Source organism: Halorussus salinus (assembly GCF_004765815.2).
GTDB lineage: Archaea > Halobacteriota > Halobacteria > Halobacteriales > Haladaptataceae > Halorussus > Halorussus salinus.
Genome location: NZ_SBIS02000013.1, coordinates 185,041 through 205,188 on the forward strand (window position 1 = coordinate 185,041; position 20,148 = coordinate 205,188).

Consider the following 20,148-nt stretch of genomic DNA (forward strand, 5'->3'; position numbering starts at 1 on the left):
GGTGAGCATCCACTAGCTCACGTCAGCATCGGGCAGTCTGCTGGATCGAAGGCACGCTTGACAGCCGTCGACGGTACCATCTCGAAATCGCGGGGTACGTCGACCGTCCGTACGATTGAGAGAGAATCGACTGCGGCGTTCGGTGTCGCAATCACAACCAACACGATCTGTACAGGTGGTAGACAATGAAAACGGACAACACGCAGCGGTTCACACAGTTCACAGCTGTGAGTCTCGCGCTGTTGGTCCTGTTCTCGGCGTTCACGCCGGTCGGGACCGTCGGCGCGCAGTCAGCAGTATCGATTTCTCAGACAGCGACGACCGCCACGACTGTCGCGCCCGGCGACACCGTTATCCTCGAAACGACGGTGTCCGCCCCCGACGCGAACGGACCGGCGATCGACGTCGACCTACCTAACGGCTGGACGATTACCAATCCGTCATCCGATGGCGGTACGTACAAGTCCGCTGTGAATCAGTGGGTCTGGCTCTCGGGCAGCCATACAGTAACCTACACTGTACAGGTACCCGAGGACGCCGCTGAGGGCGACTACATCGTCTCCGCCGAGGGGTCGGGTATTGATCCGGCAACGGACGAGCGGCTGACCGACACAATACAGACTACGATAACGGTCGATGAAAACCAGGCTCCGACCGCTGACGCAGGGAGTGACCAGACAGTCGACGAGGGCGCGACGGTCACGCTTGATGGCGCAGCGTCAAGCGACCCTGACGGGGACGACCTGTCGTATTCCTGGACTCAGACTGGCGGGCCCGACGTGACGCTAGGCGGCTCGAACACGGCGACGCCCTCATTCGACGCTCCAGCCGAACCACCACAGACCCAGACGTACACCTTCGAGCTTACCGTCTCTGACGGGCAGGCTAGTAGCACCGACACAGTAGACGTAACGGTCGAACCGGTCAACGATCCGCCGACCGCCGACGCGGGCGACGACCAGACGGTCACCGAAGGCAACTCGGTCCAGCTGTCGGGCGCAGGGAATGACGTGGACGATTCGTCCCTGTCGTACTCCTGGACTCAAACCGGCGGCCCTGTCGTGAGCCTCTCGGACGCGTCGGCTACCCAGCCGTCGTTCACTGCCCCGTCGATCGATAGCACGAGCACGCTGACCTTCGAGCTCACCGTTTCCGACGGGCAAGCCAGTAGTACTGATACGGTGACAGTCACCGTCCAGCCAACTGCCCCTGTGAATGACCCGCCGACCGCTGATGCGGGCGACGATCAAACGGTTCAAGAGGACGACCCGGTTAGTCTGGATGCTACAGGGTCTAACGACCCGAACGGCGACGACCTATCGTACTCGTGGACCCAAACTGGCGGTCAGTCGGTGACCCTGAATGACGCCGACACGGCGACCCCGACGCTCACTGCACCGAACGTCGACGCTGACGAGACGCTGACCTTCGAGGTTGCGGTTTCCGACGGCCAGACGACTGACACCGACACGGTGACCGTGACGGTAACCGCCGTTAACCAGCCACCGACCGCCGACTTCGACGCCGAACCGAGTTCACCCATACCGGGTGAGCCGGTTACCTTCGACGCTAGCGCGTCGAGCGACGACGGCGCCATCACGAGCTACGAGTGGACTATCGAGACGACGGGCGGCCAGAGCCAGCAGACGCTCCTTGCGTCGGACTTCGAAAGCGGGTCGCTTGTGACCGACGGCTGGACCCATGATGCGATGGGTACCGAAGCAAGTGCGGGCGTCGACGCCAGCACCTCGAACTCCGGCAGTCAGTCGGCCTACCATCACGGTGGGCAAGGAGCTATTGTTTCGCCCGCGCTTGATGCGGGTGATGCTGGCTCGCTGACGGTCTCGTACTGGATTCAGAAGGGCGACGAGGCGTTCAGTGAGAATCCTGACGCGAATAGTGGCGAGGATCTGATCGTCGAGTACCTTGACGCGAATGGAAACTGGGTTGAGGTCGACCGCATTGAAGATAGCGTCGAACCTGGCGCTGAGACCACCGAGAGCGTGACTATCGACGCGGACGACGCACTCCATGATGGTTTCCAGCTCCGGTTCCATCAGGAAGGCGCGTCGGTCGCATCGGGCGATTACTGGCATGTCGACGATGTGTCCGTAGTTGCGACCACCGATGCAGGGTCCGGCATAGTCCAGACGTCGGGCCAGACCGTCTCGCACACGTTCGACCAACCCGGCAACTACGAGGTGACCCTGACGGTCACCGGTGACGACGGTGCGACGGACACGGTGATCAAGACGGTTGAGGTGTCCAACCAGCAACAGTCGCTGACGATTCCGGAAGCAGTCGCCGGTCAAGACGGCCAGCTTAGCACGTCCGACATTCAGCAGGCGATTAGCTGGTGGACTAACGACGAGGCTGTGCCTGGCACTGACGGCGGAACCATCGACACGCAAACAATGCAGGAACTCATCGACATGTGGGTTGAAAACGAACCAGTCGGGAACGGAGGTGGCGCATAATGACGCAGGCTGACGGCATCATGGTTACGGGGGTAACTGCACTCACCGTCGCCCTGCTCGTCGCTGTCGCCGCTTTCGCACCCGTCGCCGCGGTACCACAACCTGACGACAGTATCGGCCTCCAACAGTCTGTCGCTGGTGACGCGACAGTCATACCTGGTGACACCGTCACGCTCGAAACCACGGTCAACGCGACGGGGTACAATGCGCCCGGCGTTGATGTGGCGCTCCCTGATGGCTGGACTATCCAGAGTCAGTCGACCAACGGGCCGTTCACCTACAAGGCGAGCACCACTGAGTGGGTTGGGCTCTCCGGCGGCGAGTACACCATCACCTACACTGTCGCTGTTCCCAATGATGTCACCGCTGGCGACTACACCATTAGCGTCGACGGGTCGGCCATCGACCCTGACACTGACGAGTTCGTCACCCAGAGCGACGGTTCCACGATAACTGTCCAAGACGACTCTACCACAACCGTCGAACCGCCGACCACCACGACGGAGGAGCCACCGACCACCACGACCACCGAACCGACGACGACCGTACCGGGCGAGATGTCGGTGAGTCAGTCGGCTGACGGCCCCGTCGCGCCTGGCGGGACGGTCACGATGACCGCGCAAGTGGACACCACTGGTCTTGACGCGCCTGCGCTTGACGTCAACCTGCCCGACGGCTGGAGTGTTCAGAGCCAGACCGCTGACGGGCCCGCGAGCTACAAGCCCAGCACCAACGAGTGGATATGGGCCGCTGGCGACGTTGACCAGGTCTACACTGTCGAATACGTCGTTGCGGTTCCTGATGACGCCAGCGAAGGCGATTACACGATTACGGCCGATGCCTCCGCGTTGGACGCCGACGACAATCAAGTGACAGACTCAGCCGTGACGAGCGTCACAGTTGCTGGCGACGGTGGCGGCGAGCAGCCAACCGGGCCAACGAGTGAGGTAAACCTCTCGCCAGCCAGCGAGCTGACAGGCCTCGACCAGACGACTACATTCGACGTCGTCGTGACGGACGTCGACGGCGGAATAGGCGTCTATGATCTCACTGTTTCGCTTGACGACACCAATGTCGGGACGATCACCGATGCGACTGTGGTAAACAGCGGTTCGTCCGCGCTAAGCGACGTTCAAGTCGCGGATGACGGCGCGTCAGCGACGCTCGAAGTCGTGCTTGCCGACACCGCCGACACTGGGGCAGTGACAGTCGCAATTGTTACTGTCGAGACCGCTAACGAGGGCACGACCGATCTAAACCTCGACGTTGCGGAACTCGGCACCGAAGGCGGCTCGGCATACGAAGTGACTGCGACCGACGGCGCGACGCTTGAGGTTTCGCAACTCGTGGTTGGTGACTCGGCGAACCCCGCGGCCGATGGTGATGGCGACGGACTCTACGAGGACATCAACGGCGACGGGAGTGTCACAATGAACGACCTGCAGACGCTGTGGAGTGCCCGGAACAGCGTGACGATCGCGAACAACCCTGAGGCCTTCGACTTCAACGGCGACGGCCAGTTCACGATTCTCGACATCCAGGCACTCTACAGCCAGGAGCTATCGGCCTGAGCAATCATGATGGGAAACAACAAGTCACGATTCAGCGCGTCGCAGGCGATAGCGATCGCCCTCGTGAGCCTTATTGCGTTCGGGTCGCTGACCGCAGCGGCTGGACCCACAGCTAGCACGGCAGTCAGCCTATCGTCGACAAGCGAACAGGTCACTGTCGGCGATACCACGACGTTCGAGGTGGTGGTCGAGAGCGCCGATGATGGCGTCGGCGTCTACACGGCGAACGTGACACTTGAGAACCCGTCGATCGCGTCGATAACGGGCGTTGAAGTCGCTGGTGACCCTCGAATCAAGGATGTGAACATCACCGACGATGACTCGTCGGTTCGCATCGATGCTGCGCTGATGAACACGACTGATACTGGGTCGGTAACCATTGCGACTGTCACCGTTGAAGGCGATGCAACAGGCAACAGTGACGTATCGCTTTCCATAGCGGAACTCGGCGACGAGGATGGTAACGCCTACACGGTGACAGAGACACCGGACGCGACGCTTGATGTTCAAACGAGTGGCGATACGAACAATGATGACGATACCGATGGCGGGAATAGCAATGCAGACAGTAGTGACCAGGGTAACGCGATGAGTTCAGACGCGACGACAGCCAACACGACGTCCGGTGTGTCGGATACCGAGCATTCAGACACGGTGGCTGCCGGGACTACGACCGGTGTGCCGGGTAGTGGTGATAATGAGTCCTCGAGTACTGTTGCTGATGGGGAGAAAGTGGACCGAAGCGACGATTTGACGGCTGCAGCCACCGACTCGGGGCCAGGACTTGTGGCCGTCTCCCTGCTTGTCGTCACCCTGGCGGCTCTCATAGCCGGTCTAATTGTCGCGTTCCGACGCCGCTAACTCTCAGCCGATTTTTTGAAGACTGGAAAATCATGCTAGATATATGGTGGTGCAGATAGTTGTATAAATAAAATTATATTTTAATAATCGAAATATATATAGCGAATGGTGGATATGGATGTTCCGCAGGCAGAATGCCTGCGGACTGAATGCGACTCTGAAGACTGTGACGATACCACCGGTCACCTGCCAGTCGTGTTCTAGGACCCGAGTAGTACACGGAAAATCCGTGGGCGACACACGTTGACCGTTGATTGTCGCCATCGGGACTTTCCCCCTTCAATTTAGTTTGAGATTAGCTTTGGAGAGAGCTTCGTTCCACGATCCAAAGCGGTCATGATAGACATCACTTGAGTAGGGGCCTTTTGTGTCCATATCGGATTGCGTTGGCGGTCGTCCGAGCTCACGAGTGAGTTGATGAAGGGCTCGGAGCAGTTCTTTGCGGTCAATTCTCTGGGACGATTGCTGGCTTTCTTCGTCGAGTCCCGCTTTTTCGAGTGCTGCTCTCCAAGAGCCGAATCGCCGACGATATGTGCTCGGGGAAAATGGACCGTGTGTCGCCATTTCTTCTTTTCGTGGTGAGTGACCAAGCTCATCTGCCAACTTCTGAAGTTCGGTCAGCAGTTTCTCCTCGGGTATTTTTTGTCGATATTTTGGCTTTAGCTCTGCATGCTTGAGAGCGGCAGTCCAAGATCCGAATTCACGATAATATGGTGTCGCCGAATACTTACCATCGGCTTCCATCTCACCACGTGTCGGTGGCCGTCCAAGCTCCCCTGCCAGCGCTTTGAGAGCTGCTAGAAGATCTGTTTTCGAGATCGGACGGGTCATTGGCCGTATGAGTACAGAGTCAGCAACCCCGTGTAAGAATTTCTATTTCAATCATCTACCACCACTTAAATAATCTGTTCGTCTTCCTTCTTAGCAGACGGCCGCATATATTCCATTTCTTATACCTGCTCTGTAGGCTTAGTGGTTTCCGTATCCATTTTCTTCGTGAGTGGTGAACAGAGATCTTTAGCGAGTGACGAGGCCAAAAATAGCGAATCAGGGTTAACTTCGACAGGAGAATCGTCGGCAGCGAATTCAAAAATTCGTGCGAGCGACTGGAGGTACTCAGCAGACCGGTCTTCATGCCGGACCACAAAGCCATCCTCCCAGGCCCAATATTGAGCCGTATTTGCTAAATACGTCTCTGCAAATGTTCGAGCATGACTGCGTACCTCATTAGTTGTCATACTTTCCTCCGATTCGGCGCTGGAGGGTGGTGTGAGATACGTGGGAAGGGTGGTGGCATCTTCACGGGGTCCGAGTGGTGCTCCTAGCAAGAACAGGAGTCGGCCAACAATGGTACGGTGTTCCGAAATCCGGGCTTCTGTGGCTCGGTCTGTTGACTCTTCGTGATACCACGTGTAGTTGATATCTAGCGTATCGAAGATTCCAGTGAGTCGCTCTCGCTCATCTTCATGGTGACAGGTGAACATCGGGGCGTATTCAGCCTCCGAAATTGAGCCTCGAGAAAAAATCCACGCTACAAGCCGATTGAACGATGGGAAGAGGCCATCATCGGTACTGAGTGGCAGCCACTCGTGTTCTTCTGCGATCTGAATCGCCCGAACGGGAGCCGGACGACTCCCATTCATCCATGGATGGACACGACCACGGGGGAGATTGAAATTCGAGGCAACTGCCGACGACCCCTTGTTCGGATGCCGACCAGTGTACTCTAAGATTCGCTGGTAATCCTCGACGGTCTCCCAAGCATCTTCGTACGATTGGGGATTGTATGTCCGAGCTAAATCGGGAGGCGAGACAAGTACGGCCATTGCTCTTAGCTGGCCACTCACAAGTCTGGTGGGAAAAGGTTTCGACACCATCGGGCCGAATACCCGAACACGAGGTCAAATCGTGCCGAGCTGCGTGACAACAACGAGATTATAGGCCGCGTGAAGGAGTGTCGCACACACAAGCAGGCCCGCATACCAATAGCGGGTTTGGCGTGCGCCGTAGGCAGTAAGCGTCGCGGTCACCACGTGCAGGCCAAGAGGAGCGAACAAAAGCCCGAGGAGTACAATCGGTGATTGAGACACACCAAGGCCGGTCGCTGTGCCGAACGCAGCACGACCGAGATCAAGCTGCGGTAGTCCTACTAGTTGGGCGACCGCGGTCGCTTTTTCACCGAGGAAAAAGCCGAGTCCAGATAGACTCCCGAGGAGGCCGACTGTCCGGAGCGACCGATCGAAGCGGTCGTGAGCGAATCCAGCATAAATGTGTGCGCTTTTCGCCAGTTCCTCGATTGCCGCGATGACCACCAAGAGAACAGGCAGTGAAAGCTGGATTGGCAGGGCGAATAAGATTGCGACCGCGAGTAGTTCGCCGACGAAGACAAACGGAATCGAAAGCGCGCTCAGTTTTGCGACACTCCGTGGCCCCGTAAGTTGACTATTGAGTGCGTCAAGGAATTTCAGGGGGACTGGACGCTGAGTGAACATATCCTCTTCACGGTAGACGCCACGGCCGAGTGCGAACAGCACGCCCGAACTCAAGAATAATGGGAGCGTCGAGAAGGCATAGTCACCGAGAGAAACACTGGTTTCTCGGAGCGTATGGACGACGAGTGTCAGCGGTGAGATTGCGGCAATCGGATGGACGTTTGTGAAGATCGCGGGGATGAACGCATACGACGTCAGGAACACGGAGAGCGAGACCGTGACAAAGGTGAGTTCCTTGAACGAGCGAGCGAACATCGCGCTGACGAACGCACTGCCGAGATACAGGAGTGCAATTGGAATCACCGCCAAGACTGCTGTGATGACCGCAGCAGACCCAGCAATAACTCCACTCGCACCGGCGGGCGTCGCTACGAGAATTCCAATCGCAGTGACTGTCGCAATCACCACCATTCCGAGCAAGTACGGCAGCGTCTTCCCAGCGATGATATCACCGGGTGAGACTGGCGATACCAGTAGCAGTTCACCTCGGTCATTGATGCGTTCATCCATGATGCTGCTTGCGTACGCTTGAATCACGAAGTTCATCGGCAGGATGAACGCAAACGCGAGCACCAACGATTCGAATGGGAACGGTGGCGTAATACCGGATGGCGTTCCCGCTTCGCCATTATCGCTGAACAACGAGCCACCGCCACTGCTACCGCCATCCGAGGCAGGAAGCGACCCATTCGACGATTGAGCCCCAGCGTTCTCCCCATCCGTGATACCGCTTTGAGTCGTTGGACTCCCTTCGGTCCCAGACGCTGTTCCCTCAGAGACGCTTCCTACCTGTGTCGTCTTCGTCCGAACCTGTGTCGCTGAGTCGTCTTGGTTCGTCTGCTGGCTATCGCTGGCAGTTGTCCCTGGATTCGCTGTTTGTCTATCCGCTTGAGTGTCCCCTATCTGGGTTTGTGGATTCTGCTCAGCGTACTCAAGCGAGACCTGTACTGGGAACGCAGCAGCCTGATCCTGCTCACCCCTCATTTGCTGGTCGTTATACCGCTTGACCGTGTCCCGGAACTCGGATAGTGCAGCCCTCCCTTTCGGCGTATCACTAATCACCACCTGTTTTTCGGAGACGATGAGGATATCAATCGCATCGGCTTGAAGTTTCTCTGCACTCGGTTCGACAACTGTGAACGTTGGGTCCTGTGAGGCGATGTCGTAGTATCGGCTATCTTCAGACACGCCGACACGGTATATTCCCTGATCGACAGTGACTCCTTGCCCCGCAACCATCGGCAATAAAATCGCTAACAGCAGGAGGAGAATTCCACCAACCGCCAACGTCCGGCGATCAAACTGCCCGCTGTTCCGTGTTATCTCCCACTTTGCAATCCGCAACACATTGTCCTTATCCATCGTTCTACATCTCCGGCGCAGGGTTTTCTTTTTGCGTTAAGATTGCAATCCCATTCTCCACAGAAATGGTATTCAACAAGCGTGGTCCACGCGAGTTTGCCTTTGGCTTGCGATAGGTAACAGAAATATTCGTTCGCGCGCACATAGCCATTGGTTGAGTAAGCGTGACTCTCCCCCCAAGGTACTTTATTTTATCCATAGGAAGGACAAACGAGAGTGCCGAGAGTATTAACCAACAAGTGAACGAGGAGCCCGCCTCATGTTGGTTAACTCAGTCGGGTATTTGATAAGCGGGGACCCCACTATTTCCGCTAATTCGCATACATGATGGACGGGTGGTTATATCCGTCTACTCTCCCCACTGCTTCCAGTGAAAAGTGGTTGCAAATGCTCGCTTTTGCATGAAAGTAGCTAATCTGAACAAATCCGTCCCTGACTGGCACATCTCGCTACCGCTTCCATGCATCATCCGAATTGTATCCTGCTTCCCTGACAGCATGAGTCCACGAACCGAACTTAATAAGGTATAATTCAGGGTTGAGTTTGCCTTGCTGACGCATCTCTGCGGGAGTTGGTGGCCGCCCAAGTTCCGCCTTGAGTTGTCGAAGCTCCGTAAGTAAGGCATCTGCCGGAGGGAGTGACGACGCTCTCGTCGATGTGAGCCCTGCTTTTTCGAGTGCGTCATTCCAGCTGCCAAACCGCTTGCGATACGTATCTGCTCCGTGCTTTCCGATTGTATTCATTTCACGGGTAGTCGGTGTTTCCCCGAGATCTGTTGCTAACTCACGGAGATGAGTGAGTAACTCATTGGTTGAGTAGGTCGGCGCACCATGCATAGAGTGTTCTGTGAGACCTGCGAGTTGCAGGGCGTCATCCCATGACCCGAATGCCGAACAATAAATCTCGCTTGCAAAGTCCCCATATCGATCGAGTTCATCCTCTGATGGTGTGCGGCCGATTTCATCAGCGATGTTGACGAGGAATGTTCGGAGTCGATTGTGTGTCACTGTTGCTTCTGCAGGCGACGTCCGCGGCACAATATTGAAACCGGCGCGTTCGAGCGCTGCCCGCCACGATTTGAAATTATCAACAAACACCCATGGAGAGAGTTCGCCCTCCTCTTTGAGGTCAGCACGAGTCGGCGTCCGACTAAGTTCGTCACCCAAGTCTTGGAGATGGCGTTGCAGACGTGGCTGAGAGAGATTCGGTTCCCTACGGTCAGCGACCCCTGCAGCCTCAAGTGCCGCTACCCACGAACCAAACCGATTCATGTATGTCTCAGCGGAATACCGCCCAATAGTCTGCATATCCTTTGCTCGTGGAAGCCGCTGCAACCGCCACGCAAGCACCCCTAATTCTTCAATCAACTCCTCATCCGACAAATGCGGCATCTACAAACTGACTGGCAAGCGAAACAATAAAAATCTATGGCTATTCCAGTCCAGTTATGTATAGTGTTTCTGATGGACGCTCGTATCTCCCGATTAAACCAAATTCTAAATGGGTACGATGAAACGGTCCTTCTAGCGACAAACGATGGAAGGGCCCACCCAAAGTAATATCCCCGTAGTTGGCCTGATTGGTGATCTTATCGGTCTCCTCTGTATTGCTGGTGGACTAGCCGGAATTCATTTTGGGGTGCCTACGCACGTGCGCGCGAACTACATATTTGTTCACTCTGAGCCTTCTCTCATCACGATATGGACCTCAGCATTTGTTCATCAATCGACTTCACATCTGTTGGGAAACCTCATTGGGTACGCGATAGCCATTCTCCCCGCATGGCTTCTTGCGGTAGCCCAGGATAATCGCCGACGCTTCTGGATGTGTGTCGTTGGTATCCTACTATTGTTCCCGATTCCGCTTGCGATTGCGACTGATCTTGGGTTCACTCATTTAGTTGCCGGAATCACAGCACAGAGCTCGCTCGGATTTTCCGGCCTTGTCGGCGCATTTGCAGGCCTCTTATTCGGATTTCTCACTTGGTATTTTGTCACCCGACACAGTGGCCAACCAGCACTAATTGGAACTTTGCTTGTTGTGTTGTCACTGTTGACGGTTCTCATTCAGTATCATCGCCCATCAGGACTCCTTTGGATAAAGGGCTTACTTGGCGGGAGTATCGCACTCGGTTGTGGAGTGCTCTTCGTCGATTTACGTAGTCGAAGCGAAGGTGAAGACTCTGGTATTCGGAGTTGGCTGTGGAACCATGGTCCTGCAGCCGGTCTCATCCTCGGGGGTTGGGTCGCGCTCGCTGCACTCACAATTTTGCTGTTCCCTCGTCCGGACTCTGTCGCAGGTGTTCCTAATATCATCGTCCATGGTGTCGGTCTTGGTGGCGGCTACACATTCACGCTCATCGTGCACGGTGGCGTTCTTCTCCATACGGAGTCGATAGAGAGCATCCGACGGAACACGGTCGGTTTCTCGGGAGAAAACGACGGTCGGAAACCCGGTCAGGTGCTTCGTGAGTCCGTCACAATTGGACTTACCCAGTCCATTGTTCCCGAACGACTGCCTCAGTCTCGGCTTCCTGTTGAAACACAACAGGCGTTCGTCCGACCTGTCTTGAGACATTACCTCCAGTTCGATTACGACCCAGCGATTGGTCCACTGGAAGTCCAGATGACGTTACAGCCAACACCAGAATCAGAACATAACCAATCGGTTTCAGGGACGATTTCTTTGCTTAGCTCTGAGGAAGATTGGCAATCTGTCTCGATTCCAATTGCCGACACGTATCTTAGCACTACTTTCGTTCCGCGGTCTCGAGTACTGAACCCTAAGACCGAACAGAAAATCGCAAACCAGGGTTCGTTCTCCATGCCCACAACTCCTGATGGAACAATTCGAACTCGACCATCTGGCAGTCCTGATCATTTCGACTATCAAACCTACACATGGCTACGTGCCAGCGATGAAACCGAATTTGAGACTTCGTCTTCGCCAGTACAGCCACGAGAACACCGTCGATTACCATCGACAGAGTATGTGCTTACAGTTCAAATACAGAAACCGATGGTGAACCAAGACTACCTACAGCAATTCCAACTTAGTCTCTCTGATCAGCCGCGTGTATCCTCACCTCAACTCTGGATTCCAGAATGGGAGAAATATCAACCACTACCAATACTCTTCAGGACTATCATGAGTCGGTACTGTAGAGATATTTAGCATAGGAACGGACAGAACGGGATGCTCGTTCATTGTCCGGCTATTTCCATCGCTTATCTTGAATATGTGAATAGTTGAATTGTTCGGATTATCATCGCTGATATTCGACCTATAGTTATTTGTGCCTCCTGTCTAAAGAGCGAGATAGTCAAGCATCCGACCAGGATGCTTGTGAGAATAATGATACGAGATACACTCAAAAAACCGTTCGAGCGGATCGACGACCGCCTCCCCGACACATGGGAACGCGGTCAAGTGGGTATCGGCACCCTGATCGTGTTCATCGCTATGGTACTCGTGGCCGCAATCGCCGCGGGTGTCCTCATCAACACGGCAGGCTTCCTACAATCCAAATCACAGCAGACCGGCGAAGAAGCAAGCTCACAAGTCACGAACCAATTGCAGGTTGTGAGTAAGACCGGTGTGGTGACGGCAAGTGCGACTTCAGAGAACTCTGAGGTGCGAGTGGAACTGACCGCTGGTGGAAGTGGCGGTCATGTCGTCGGAGAAACGTCAGTGACTCTCGCGGAAAGTACGGGTTCCGCCGGAGACGTGGTGCTGACTACTTCTTCGAGTACCACAGAACTCACGTTATCACAAGGCTCTCAGGAGTCGTTCACTGTTAACCCAATTAACGAAACAGCCTTTGAGCTTAACCATAATGGAAAGACCCTACTGATTGAAAGTGGCGATGCACTTCAGAACACTGGTGGCGGTACATTCTCCATCCCAGTTGAAGGTACAAGTAACGTTGAAGGTGTGAGCGGTTCGGCTGTGACTGGATCCCCCAGCTTCAGCATCGAAGAAGTTACGGCAGAGTACACTATCGAGTCAGGGTCGTCCTCCATCGAAATTCTCGATGGTGGCGAATTCACTGTCTCGTCACAGTCTTCCTCGGTGTCGCTGCGAGAAGGTAGCGGTGGCGAGACGCTTCAGTTAGATACTGATGGCGACTCAGTGACCGTGGAAGTCGAAATCCTCGACGAAACCGGTGTGATCGGTTCGTTCCAAGGCGGTACCGCTGGTGAAGAGAAAGTTAAGTTCACCGGCCCGAACGGGAACTCGATCACTGTCGACTCCGACTCAACTACGGACAACGTGCTTCAGTTCACAGAGAACGTAGTCCTGGAAAATAGTGGCGAATCTGTCTCCGTGGCCTCTGGGACTCCCGCAGCGACTCAGACCCTCGCATATCGGGCGACTAGCGAAACGGACACGTCCGCTCAAATCTCGGAGGTCAATCTCGTCGTTCTCCGCGGTGCCGGTGCGGGCGATATCGACATGAGCGGAACGATCATCTCGTTCACCGCGCCCGACGGCAGTCACTCGCTGACCTACAGTTCCGACGCAGCACAAGAGGACGAGTCGTTCACGATCAGCGCGGTTCAAGATGACGACGACACGGCGCCTGTCCTCTCCTCCGGCGACCGGTTCAAGCTTACGGTCAACCCTGGAACCCTCGATGCAGGTTCGACGGCGACGCTAAAGATTACGACGCAGTCTGGCGCGACGAAGGTCGTGCAGATTCGCGTGCCGGATTCGCTGGCAAACAAGGAAGCAGTCAACCTGTAGCCTGCTTTCTGCCTTCCTTTCGACTCTCATTTTATTGGCTGGCAATTATTCAGATGTTTCATACAACTTGACTGAACGTCACCGTCTAGTTTTCCTTCTCAACCGGCGTTGTTCAGCGAGCGCTGGGTGCGGTCGCTAGAAATTATAATAATGGACGAACGATGCAAGCCACTGGCGGACGCTCCGCTGATTGACCACCAACAATGAATAAAAACGATTGATCCGCATCTGCAGGGTATGAAACCACTTTTCGATGAGGTTTCGGTCCGCATAGCCAAGCCGCCCGCTCAGTCTTAATCGAGAGAGGGCAGTTTGATAACCAAAGCCATCGGCGAGAACCGCAGTTTCCGAACAATCGTGTTTCTTGGTGAGACCGTGGAGGAACGCAACCACCGGATTGGTGCCTCGTCGTCCAAACACGTGGCATCGAGCAGCACTCTCGTGTCGAGGTCGATTGCAGCATATACCCACTATCACTCACCGTTAATCCGGACAGTGGTCTCGTCGATTGCGACGCGCGTCGGCTGCGCCGACAGCGAGTCAGAAACGCTGTCAGACAGCCGATGTACTGTATTCAGCATTGGATTTCCTTCTTTCACTCAAAATTTGGCAATTGCTAGATCCTATGTTGATTATCAATTATAGCTATGGGGATGACACTCATGGTTCTAACCTTTGAGAACACGATCTTAGATCTCGCCATACCCACGGCCAGTATATTTATAATTAAAATATTTTATATATATCCAATATAATAATTAGAATGACGTAAGAAGTCTAAACTTATAGTATTTGTTTTAAATATACATTGTTCCAATACGGTAGTAGCGAAGTGCAGCTTACCCCAAGAAATTCTTCCTTGACTGTTAACAAGGCAGGCGGTGTTGACGCATCCACTCCATACCACCTGCCGGGAGAAGATGAGACGCTCATAACCACGGCTAGCTGAGGTGAGAAAAACGTCACCTGATCATTTCTCGGGCGATTCTTTCAAACCTACAGGAACCCATAGGACTTTGCTACCTACTTAATAGCTGAGATTAATTTGCCCGTATTTAAGAGCTACAACATGGTAAAACTTCCTGTGAAGACTCGTTAGCGAATATAAACGCGATTAGTCTATGACTTCCCCCTAACCTTTTAGACAACAAATTGTTTTAAGTACTTAAATGAATATCCGCATAACTACACAAGGGGCAGGCTTTAGTACTTTGACTTTGATGCCGAAGATATGAACATAAAGACGGGATCTCTCATCGCGTTCCTTTTAGTGGCTACCTTCTTGGTTTCTGGGTCAGGAGTGGCTGAAAAGTCTTGTACTACGGAGAATTCTTCTAAAGTGTGTGTAAATGATTTGTCCGTATCACCTGGAATGTTATTAGTAGGCGAGAAGGGAAATATTTCGGTTGTTCTCGAAAATAAAGGGTCAGAGCCGGTGTCGGCGGTTGTGACTTTGAATACGGCTGGGCCGAATAATACAACCAGTATCTATCAGCTTGGCAAACCGACGCTTATGCCTGGAGAGACACGTACTGTCTCGACATCGTTGAATGGGTCTACGCCGGGTATTCATGGATTCCGTGTGCTGGTCTCTGATGCTGATTCCGGCAAAGTATATGGTACTTCTGAGATTGAGACTATTGAGGTCCGGTCAGAGCCTCCTGTTGAGCTTGGCGGCCCGTTTGACCGAAGCGAATTTGCACTCTTTGCTCTCCTCTTTTCTGTGTCTGTAGTCGTTGGCCTAATTTGTCGACAGTACAGGAAGAGTTGAGAATAGTCGGCGGTGCCTCTCATTTACTATCGGAGCGATATGTGAAATAAAGCGCCTACTACTCAGTTAGTAACACTTAGATTTACATACTCCGGTTGTATAACTACCAGACAGATAGACAATGAGTTCTTTACTGAACATGCGCTTTACTGTGTTATTTATCGCATGTATGATTGTTGCTGCCTCGGTATCTCCTCCTGTTATAGCTGGATCGACGAGTGAAACTCCTAATCAAGCTTCTCTGAGTGTGCCAACTGGAAGTTTCTCCGAGACGGTAGTTCGGGGTACCCGTGGAGAAAAAATTAACATTTCGGCGGCAGCTGACTCTCAGGCCACATTGAATCTTGGGTCGCCTGAGAACGGATTCTGGGTGCAGATGAATTTTAGTGGATCTACCGAAGTCACTCTTGACACGTACCAGACAAATATAGATGATATAGTCTCAGGTGGCCAAATTGAACAGACTGCCCGCCGTCAGTTTGGCAGACCACTTGCGGCGACGACGTACGATATGAATATTACTATTAATGGGCGTGAGGTCGCCCGCGGGAAGTTTATTATCGAACCATATGGAGAGTCGAAATTTGTTGATGACATTGATACGTGGATTGCTCCGGCCTCGAATGGAATGAAAGACGTAGAACGGCCGAGTGAGTTGTCGAATGCTATTCCTATTGATGCCGGTGAAAACGCGACTGTGCCACAGGGTCGGTGGGTGGCATTTCGGGTAAATACCTCTGGGTTCAATGATGGTTTCCTTCGGAGTGGTGCGAATGCCTCAGATCTATTCTCAGCGACGTTCACCGAGGTGAATCCAGATATAAATAAGCAGCCTCATACATTCGATTCGAGCGAGGTTAGGACGTTTGAGAGTGTCCAGCAGGAGGATGCGCTGTATCTCTTTGTGAATACTGGTCGTCATGGGATTAATGCTGGCTCGACTTATCGAGTGAACGTGAGCGCCAAGGGGAATTCTCCTTTTATTGAGTACCCTGAATCAATCACGACTAACTTCACAGTAATTGAGCCACAGGTAAACGTTGAATACTCAAGTAATCCGATGGTTGTTAATTCAACAGCAACCCTTCGGGGGACGACGACACTCCTTCCGGGCGAGACAATTAATGTCACTGCAAAATACGATGGTGTCCCACCAATCCTTGAGACGAAAGAAACTGAAGTGCGAATGAATCAAACGTTTGCCGTCACGTTCGACCTGAGTAACGTACGGCGTGGTGATAGGGTCATATTCACGCTTCCGGACCAAAAGAAATCCTATAAGGCTGTCCGAGCGTGGGACGTGCGACTCAACTATACTGGCGACAGTATCAATCTCCAGGAGGACGCGAAGATTGCGGGTGAAGCTAAACTAGAACCGGGATCTCAATTCGAGGTGCAAGCGAAGTACAAAGAAGGGGCTACGCGGTTCACGAAAACGAAACAGGTTGTGGTGACGCAGACTGGTGAGTTCGCCGTCAACTTCGATCTCAGTGACGCTTCACCGAAGGGCAACCTCTCAATTCGGATTCCGGAGTACAACAAGACGGTACCCGCAGTTCTCACTGAAACACCGCCGACAATCACGACGATTAGCACCGTCTCAACACCAACTACAACAACGACGACCCAGACCACAACTAAGACCACGGCCACTACTCAGACACCGACTACTACGACAAAAGACGTGATTACTCAGCGGGCGATAAATGAATCGCTCACGCAACGGCCAAAAGAATCCGGCCAGAGTATCCCCGGGTTCACAGCTATGAGTTCACTGGTGGGACTGTTGAGTGTACTACTCCTTATGCTGCGCCGTGCGTAGTTCCAGAAACGTTTAACGACATATGTTTACATCATATATTTAACCTCTTAATTTCCATAATCAGTACATTCACATTGGCCTAGTTCAGAAGTAGCCATATGCACGGAAGATTAGTAACTATGCTGATGGAACCAACAGCAGTTACTAATCTTCCATCGATAACTAATCGCCCTTCCTTCTCTAAACTCCAACTCTCCCATTTGCACAAATATAGTCGATCTCGACTCTCGTCGTTCCCGTCTCAGACGAGCCATCGAAAAGAGACGGTACAGAGAACTGAGCATGGACGAACGCAGAGTACAACCCCTTTCGATTGTGAATGAGGACAACGAAAGTCCTCGAAAAATGTCGTCAAACAGAGGGAGAGACTCATGAGAGTCCGGCGTTACGGGCGCAAGTGAGTATCGGTGCGCTTGTTCTTTTGATTGCGGCATTACTTATTGCAGCGACGACCGCAGGCGTGTTTTTTGAAATGACTGACGTTCTGCAATCTCAAACCGGCCAGACTAGTGGCGATGTGAACCAGCAACTAACAAACCGTGTCTCGGTAGTTGCTGTAACGGGGGTAGTGAATTCAAGCTCGCAACCAGCGACCGTTGAGACGATCCGGATTATCGTGAAGAAGGGCTCGGAGTCGGATGCAGTTAGCCTCGGGAACTCGACTGTCCGAGTTACTCAACCTAACGAAACGTCAATGGTAACGTATGCAGATGGCCCAGCGCCCACGAAATCTACGTTTGGGGTTGAAGCACTTCGAGACTCCGATCGGTCGGTTCCGGTTCTTACACAGTCTTCAGACCGATTTGCTCTGGTAGTGGATTCTGGTGTTCTCCATTCAAATACAACCGTTACTGTCGAGATTATCTTGCCGTCTGGAACACAGCAATCACTCCGATTTACCGTTCCGTCTTCACTTAATGGCGAAAAAAGAGTTTCATTAGACTAGACCCATGAACTAAGTAAGTTTTATTTCGAGCTAGAAAGATTGTCTCGATATACTCGTGCCACGACCGCCCTCGGATGTGAATCTCGATTATCTTTCGGAGCACGGTCCGACTCCGCGAGATGAACTTCCACGTTCGCCAACCCAGAGCGACAAAGAACGTGGTGTCTTCACCTTCCAAATCCGTGCTGGAACCGGCTCAGCAACTCCTCTCGGGGGGAAACCGACGCCGGTTTGTTATCTTGAGTGCCATACAAGGGATGCCGTTCTTCGTGCGTTCTTAGACTCGAATCCACAATTAGTCGAGGCAAAGTCATCTAGTGGTCTTGTCCAAGCTCTCGGCGGACAAGGTCTAAAATGGCAAGACATGGCCCGCGATGTTGTCCCTTCATATTACGATGAGGAGGTGTCTTCCTCCGAGTTCAGGGGTTCACGATACGACGGCGAGTCAAAAACGTGCGACTTCTGCGGGAACACAGTCTTAGGATCGAAGTTTGCACACCACTTAGCGAATGACTGTCCGGAAGTTTGAATCTGTTTGCTGTCCAGCCTTCGTTTCTTACCCGTAAGCATCGTGAACCGCCTCCGGGTCAAGCCCCGAGGCTTCTATCTTCCCGCAGTTTAATCGGACACTCCCACCGTCCTTGACGCCGCACCTCGAGATGGGTAACGGTTGTCTCGGCCAGACGAGTGGGTTGCGGTCGGGGCGTCCACGGCCCCCGATGCCTGCCGTCGTACCTTCCTCACGGTGGGAGGCTGTTGAGAGCAGGCACATTCCAGTCCTGATGTGTCTCGAAGTCCTTCACGGCGATGTTGACGCTTGCACCACGGTCGCTATGGTCTTGATGCCCGCAAGCCGTGCACTTGAACCGCTTCTTGTTCCTGTTCGCTTGCTCTGTGTGTCCGCATAGCAGGCATCACCGACTTGTGTACTCGGAGTCAATACAGCCTCGGCTACTAACTCCGACGGAGAAGGCACGACTGATACTGCCCAGAGCGATGGCAGTACAACGCAGAGCGAAGGTGACGGAGGAAGTATTCCGGGCTTCGGACTTCCCCTGACCGTCTTTGCTGTGTTTGCTGGCCTCCTCGTCGCCCACTGGCGAGAAGAGTAGCCTGCTCTTCGCCACGTGCCGCTGGCGTTCTTCGCGACCTCTTGAGGACAGGGGAAAGGGAGTGGTATGTGACGAAGGAGGGCGGCAGAGCAACATGCGGTGGCACGCGTTGAGCACAGGTTGTCTGATTGCCGCCAGCCAACTCTTACCACATTTATTTAATAAGGCTTCTGTTATCGCCTTCATCCCATCAAGAGACAGTGAAATAGTTAATCTATCATCGCCTACTCCAGACAATACCGCCCATCTAACCATCGAGACGAACACCCGTTTTCGATTTTCCAGAGGTGATATCCTCCCCGAGGTAACGGCAAGACCTCCTACATAGTAGGAATACGGTTTAGCAGGTTACAGGCCGAGTAGGCCGTGAGCCTCATCTGCGAAGATTTCTCGCTTGTCTCATGGTGGACTATGGCGCTGTCAGGGCGCTTCAATCCTGAGGGGAGCCATCGCGTCCGGGTTCCCAACGGACGTTCTCTTCCCAGATCGGTTCGCGTGACTGACGATATTCTCCGCCAGGTTGACATCTGCTTGGAACTCCGAGACGCGATAATCGTCATGTGGACACACGAATTCCGTTGTAATCCTGCCGACCGAGGCGGTTGCATGCATGGCACATCTGTGAAGGGTACGCCGCGTTAACGTACTCGACGTGAATCCCTGTCTCGGTAGCTTTGTCTTCGAATCGGCCCTATCTTTTTTCAAGGCGAGAATCCCGCCCTTTAGGGCGGGCATGAAGCCGACAACTCCTACACGAACCACGGTCGGTTGCAGGCCGAATACCCCACGACAACGAACCTTTATTAGAATTGGGTATATAGAAATCAGTACGGCCAAATGAAGTACAATCTCGAAACTGGGTCGCACACGGTCTACGCGCTCCAATATCACTTCGTGACCGTCACGAAGTACCGCGCAGACCTACTCACCGACGAAATCGCAGAACGAATCGGTGAGATTGCCAGCGACATCTCCGAGGACTTCGGCG

General features: G+C 53.6%; 13 protein-coding genes and 3 pseudogenes. 10 read left to right on the plus strand and 6 right to left on the minus strand.

Annotated features, from left to right (window positions below; translation table 11 throughout):
• Positions 1-185 precede the first annotated feature (185 nt).
• The 3 genes from EPL00_RS22740 to EPL00_RS22750 are packed head-to-tail and all read left to right on the plus strand — an operon-like array spanning position 186 to position 4,909.
• On the plus strand, positions 186-2,477 hold the full coding sequence (locus tag EPL00_RS22740; protein ID WP_135855056.1) for a PKD domain-containing protein: 2,292 nt from the start codon (positions 186-188) through the stop codon (positions 2,475-2,477).
• Positions 2,477-4,048: a dockerin type I domain-containing protein gene (locus EPL00_RS22745; RefSeq protein ID WP_135855057.1), complete on the plus strand. Its 1,572-nt coding sequence runs from the start codon at positions 2,477-2,479 to the stop codon at positions 4,046-4,048. Before EPL00_RS22740 ends, EPL00_RS22745 begins: the two co-directional genes overlap by 1 nt.
• Positions 4,049-4,054: 6 nt before the next feature.
• On the plus strand, positions 4,055-4,909 hold the full coding sequence (locus EPL00_RS22750; protein WP_135855058.1) for a hypothetical protein: 855 nt from the start codon (positions 4,055-4,057) through the stop codon (positions 4,907-4,909).
• A gap of 279 nt (positions 4,910-5,188) precedes the next feature.
• Here EPL00_RS22750 and EPL00_RS22755 read toward each other — a convergent pair whose 3' ends face one another.
• From EPL00_RS22755 to EPL00_RS22765, 3 genes are all read right to left on the minus strand, one after another.
• Positions 5,189-5,740, minus strand: coding sequence for a homing endonuclease associated repeat-containing protein (locus EPL00_RS22755; protein ID WP_135855059.1), 552 nt, complete (start codon positions 5,738-5,740; stop codon positions 5,189-5,191).
• Positions 5,741-6,810: 1,070 nt separating this feature from the next.
• Positions 6,811-8,763, minus strand: a complete 1,953-nt coding sequence (locus EPL00_RS22760; protein ID WP_135855060.1) for an ABC transporter permease — start codon at positions 8,761-8,763, stop codon at positions 6,811-6,813.
• A 449-nt stretch (positions 8,764-9,212) separates the two neighbouring features.
• Positions 9,213-10,154: a homing endonuclease associated repeat-containing protein gene (locus EPL00_RS22765; RefSeq protein ID WP_135855061.1), complete on the minus strand. Its 942-nt coding sequence runs from the start codon at positions 10,152-10,154 to the stop codon at positions 9,213-9,215.
• Positions 10,155-10,299: 145 nt separating this feature from the next.
• Between EPL00_RS22765 and EPL00_RS22770 the strand changes: the two genes are divergently transcribed.
• The 3 genes and pseudogenes from EPL00_RS22770 (at position 10,300) to EPL00_RS24350 (ending at position 13,509) form a co-directional block, all read left to right on the plus strand.
• Positions 10,300-11,937 carry a rhomboid family protein gene (locus tag EPL00_RS22770; RefSeq protein WP_135855062.1) on the plus strand — a complete coding sequence of 546 codons (1,638 nt, stop codon included), beginning with the start codon at positions 10,300-10,302 and terminating at the stop codon, positions 11,935-11,937.
• A gap of 180 nt (positions 11,938-12,117) precedes the next feature.
• Positions 12,118-12,540: pseudogene (locus EPL00_RS24345) on the plus strand (archaellin/type IV pilin N-terminal domain-containing protein); the annotation flags it as partial.
• A gap of 75 nt (positions 12,541-12,615) precedes the next feature.
• Positions 12,616-13,509 carry a hypothetical protein gene (locus EPL00_RS24350; RefSeq protein ID WP_449405139.1) on the plus strand — a complete coding sequence of 298 codons (894 nt, stop codon included), beginning with the start codon at positions 12,616-12,618 and terminating at the stop codon, positions 13,507-13,509.
• A 135-nt stretch (positions 13,510-13,644) separates the two neighbouring features.
• Here the strand turns inward: EPL00_RS24350 and EPL00_RS23955 are convergent.
• Positions 13,645-14,078 (minus strand): annotated as a pseudogene (locus tag EPL00_RS23955) (DDE-type integrase/transposase/recombinase); the annotation flags it as partial.
• Positions 14,079-14,740: 662 nt separating this feature from the next.
• Between EPL00_RS23955 and EPL00_RS22785 the strand changes: the two are divergent.
• The 3 genes from EPL00_RS22785 (at position 14,741) to EPL00_RS24255 (ending at position 18,048) form a co-directional block, all read left to right on the plus strand.
• Positions 14,741-15,280, plus strand: coding sequence for a hypothetical protein (locus EPL00_RS22785; protein WP_135855065.1), 540 nt, complete (start codon positions 14,741-14,743; stop codon positions 15,278-15,280).
• Positions 15,281-15,449: 169 nt separating this feature from the next.
• Positions 15,450-17,102, plus strand: coding sequence for a BGTF surface domain-containing protein (locus EPL00_RS23725; RefSeq protein ID WP_202932753.1), 1,653 nt, complete (start codon positions 15,450-15,452; stop codon positions 17,100-17,102).
• Between the two features lie 319 nt (positions 17,103-17,421).
• Positions 17,422-18,048: a hypothetical protein gene (locus EPL00_RS24255; protein WP_135855066.1), complete on the plus strand. Its 627-nt coding sequence runs from the start codon at positions 17,422-17,424 to the stop codon at positions 18,046-18,048.
• A gap of 618 nt (positions 18,049-18,666) precedes the next feature.
• Here EPL00_RS24255 and EPL00_RS23960 read toward each other — a convergent pair.
• Both EPL00_RS23960 and EPL00_RS24260 read right to left on the minus strand, forming a co-directional pair.
• Positions 18,667-18,989 (minus strand): annotated as a pseudogene (locus EPL00_RS23960) (zinc ribbon domain-containing protein); the annotation flags it as partial.
• A 727-nt stretch (positions 18,990-19,716) separates the two neighbouring features.
• Positions 19,717-19,818, minus strand: a complete 102-nt coding sequence (locus EPL00_RS24260; RefSeq protein ID WP_162224319.1) for a hypothetical protein — start codon at positions 19,816-19,818, stop codon at positions 19,717-19,719.
• 179 nt (positions 19,819-19,997) lie between these two features.
• On the opposite strand from EPL00_RS24260, the gene EPL00_RS22810 reads away from it, so the two are divergent.
• Positions 19,998-20,148 (plus strand): transposase (locus tag EPL00_RS22810; protein WP_202932579.1); only part of this gene is annotated, 151 nt, incomplete at its 3' end.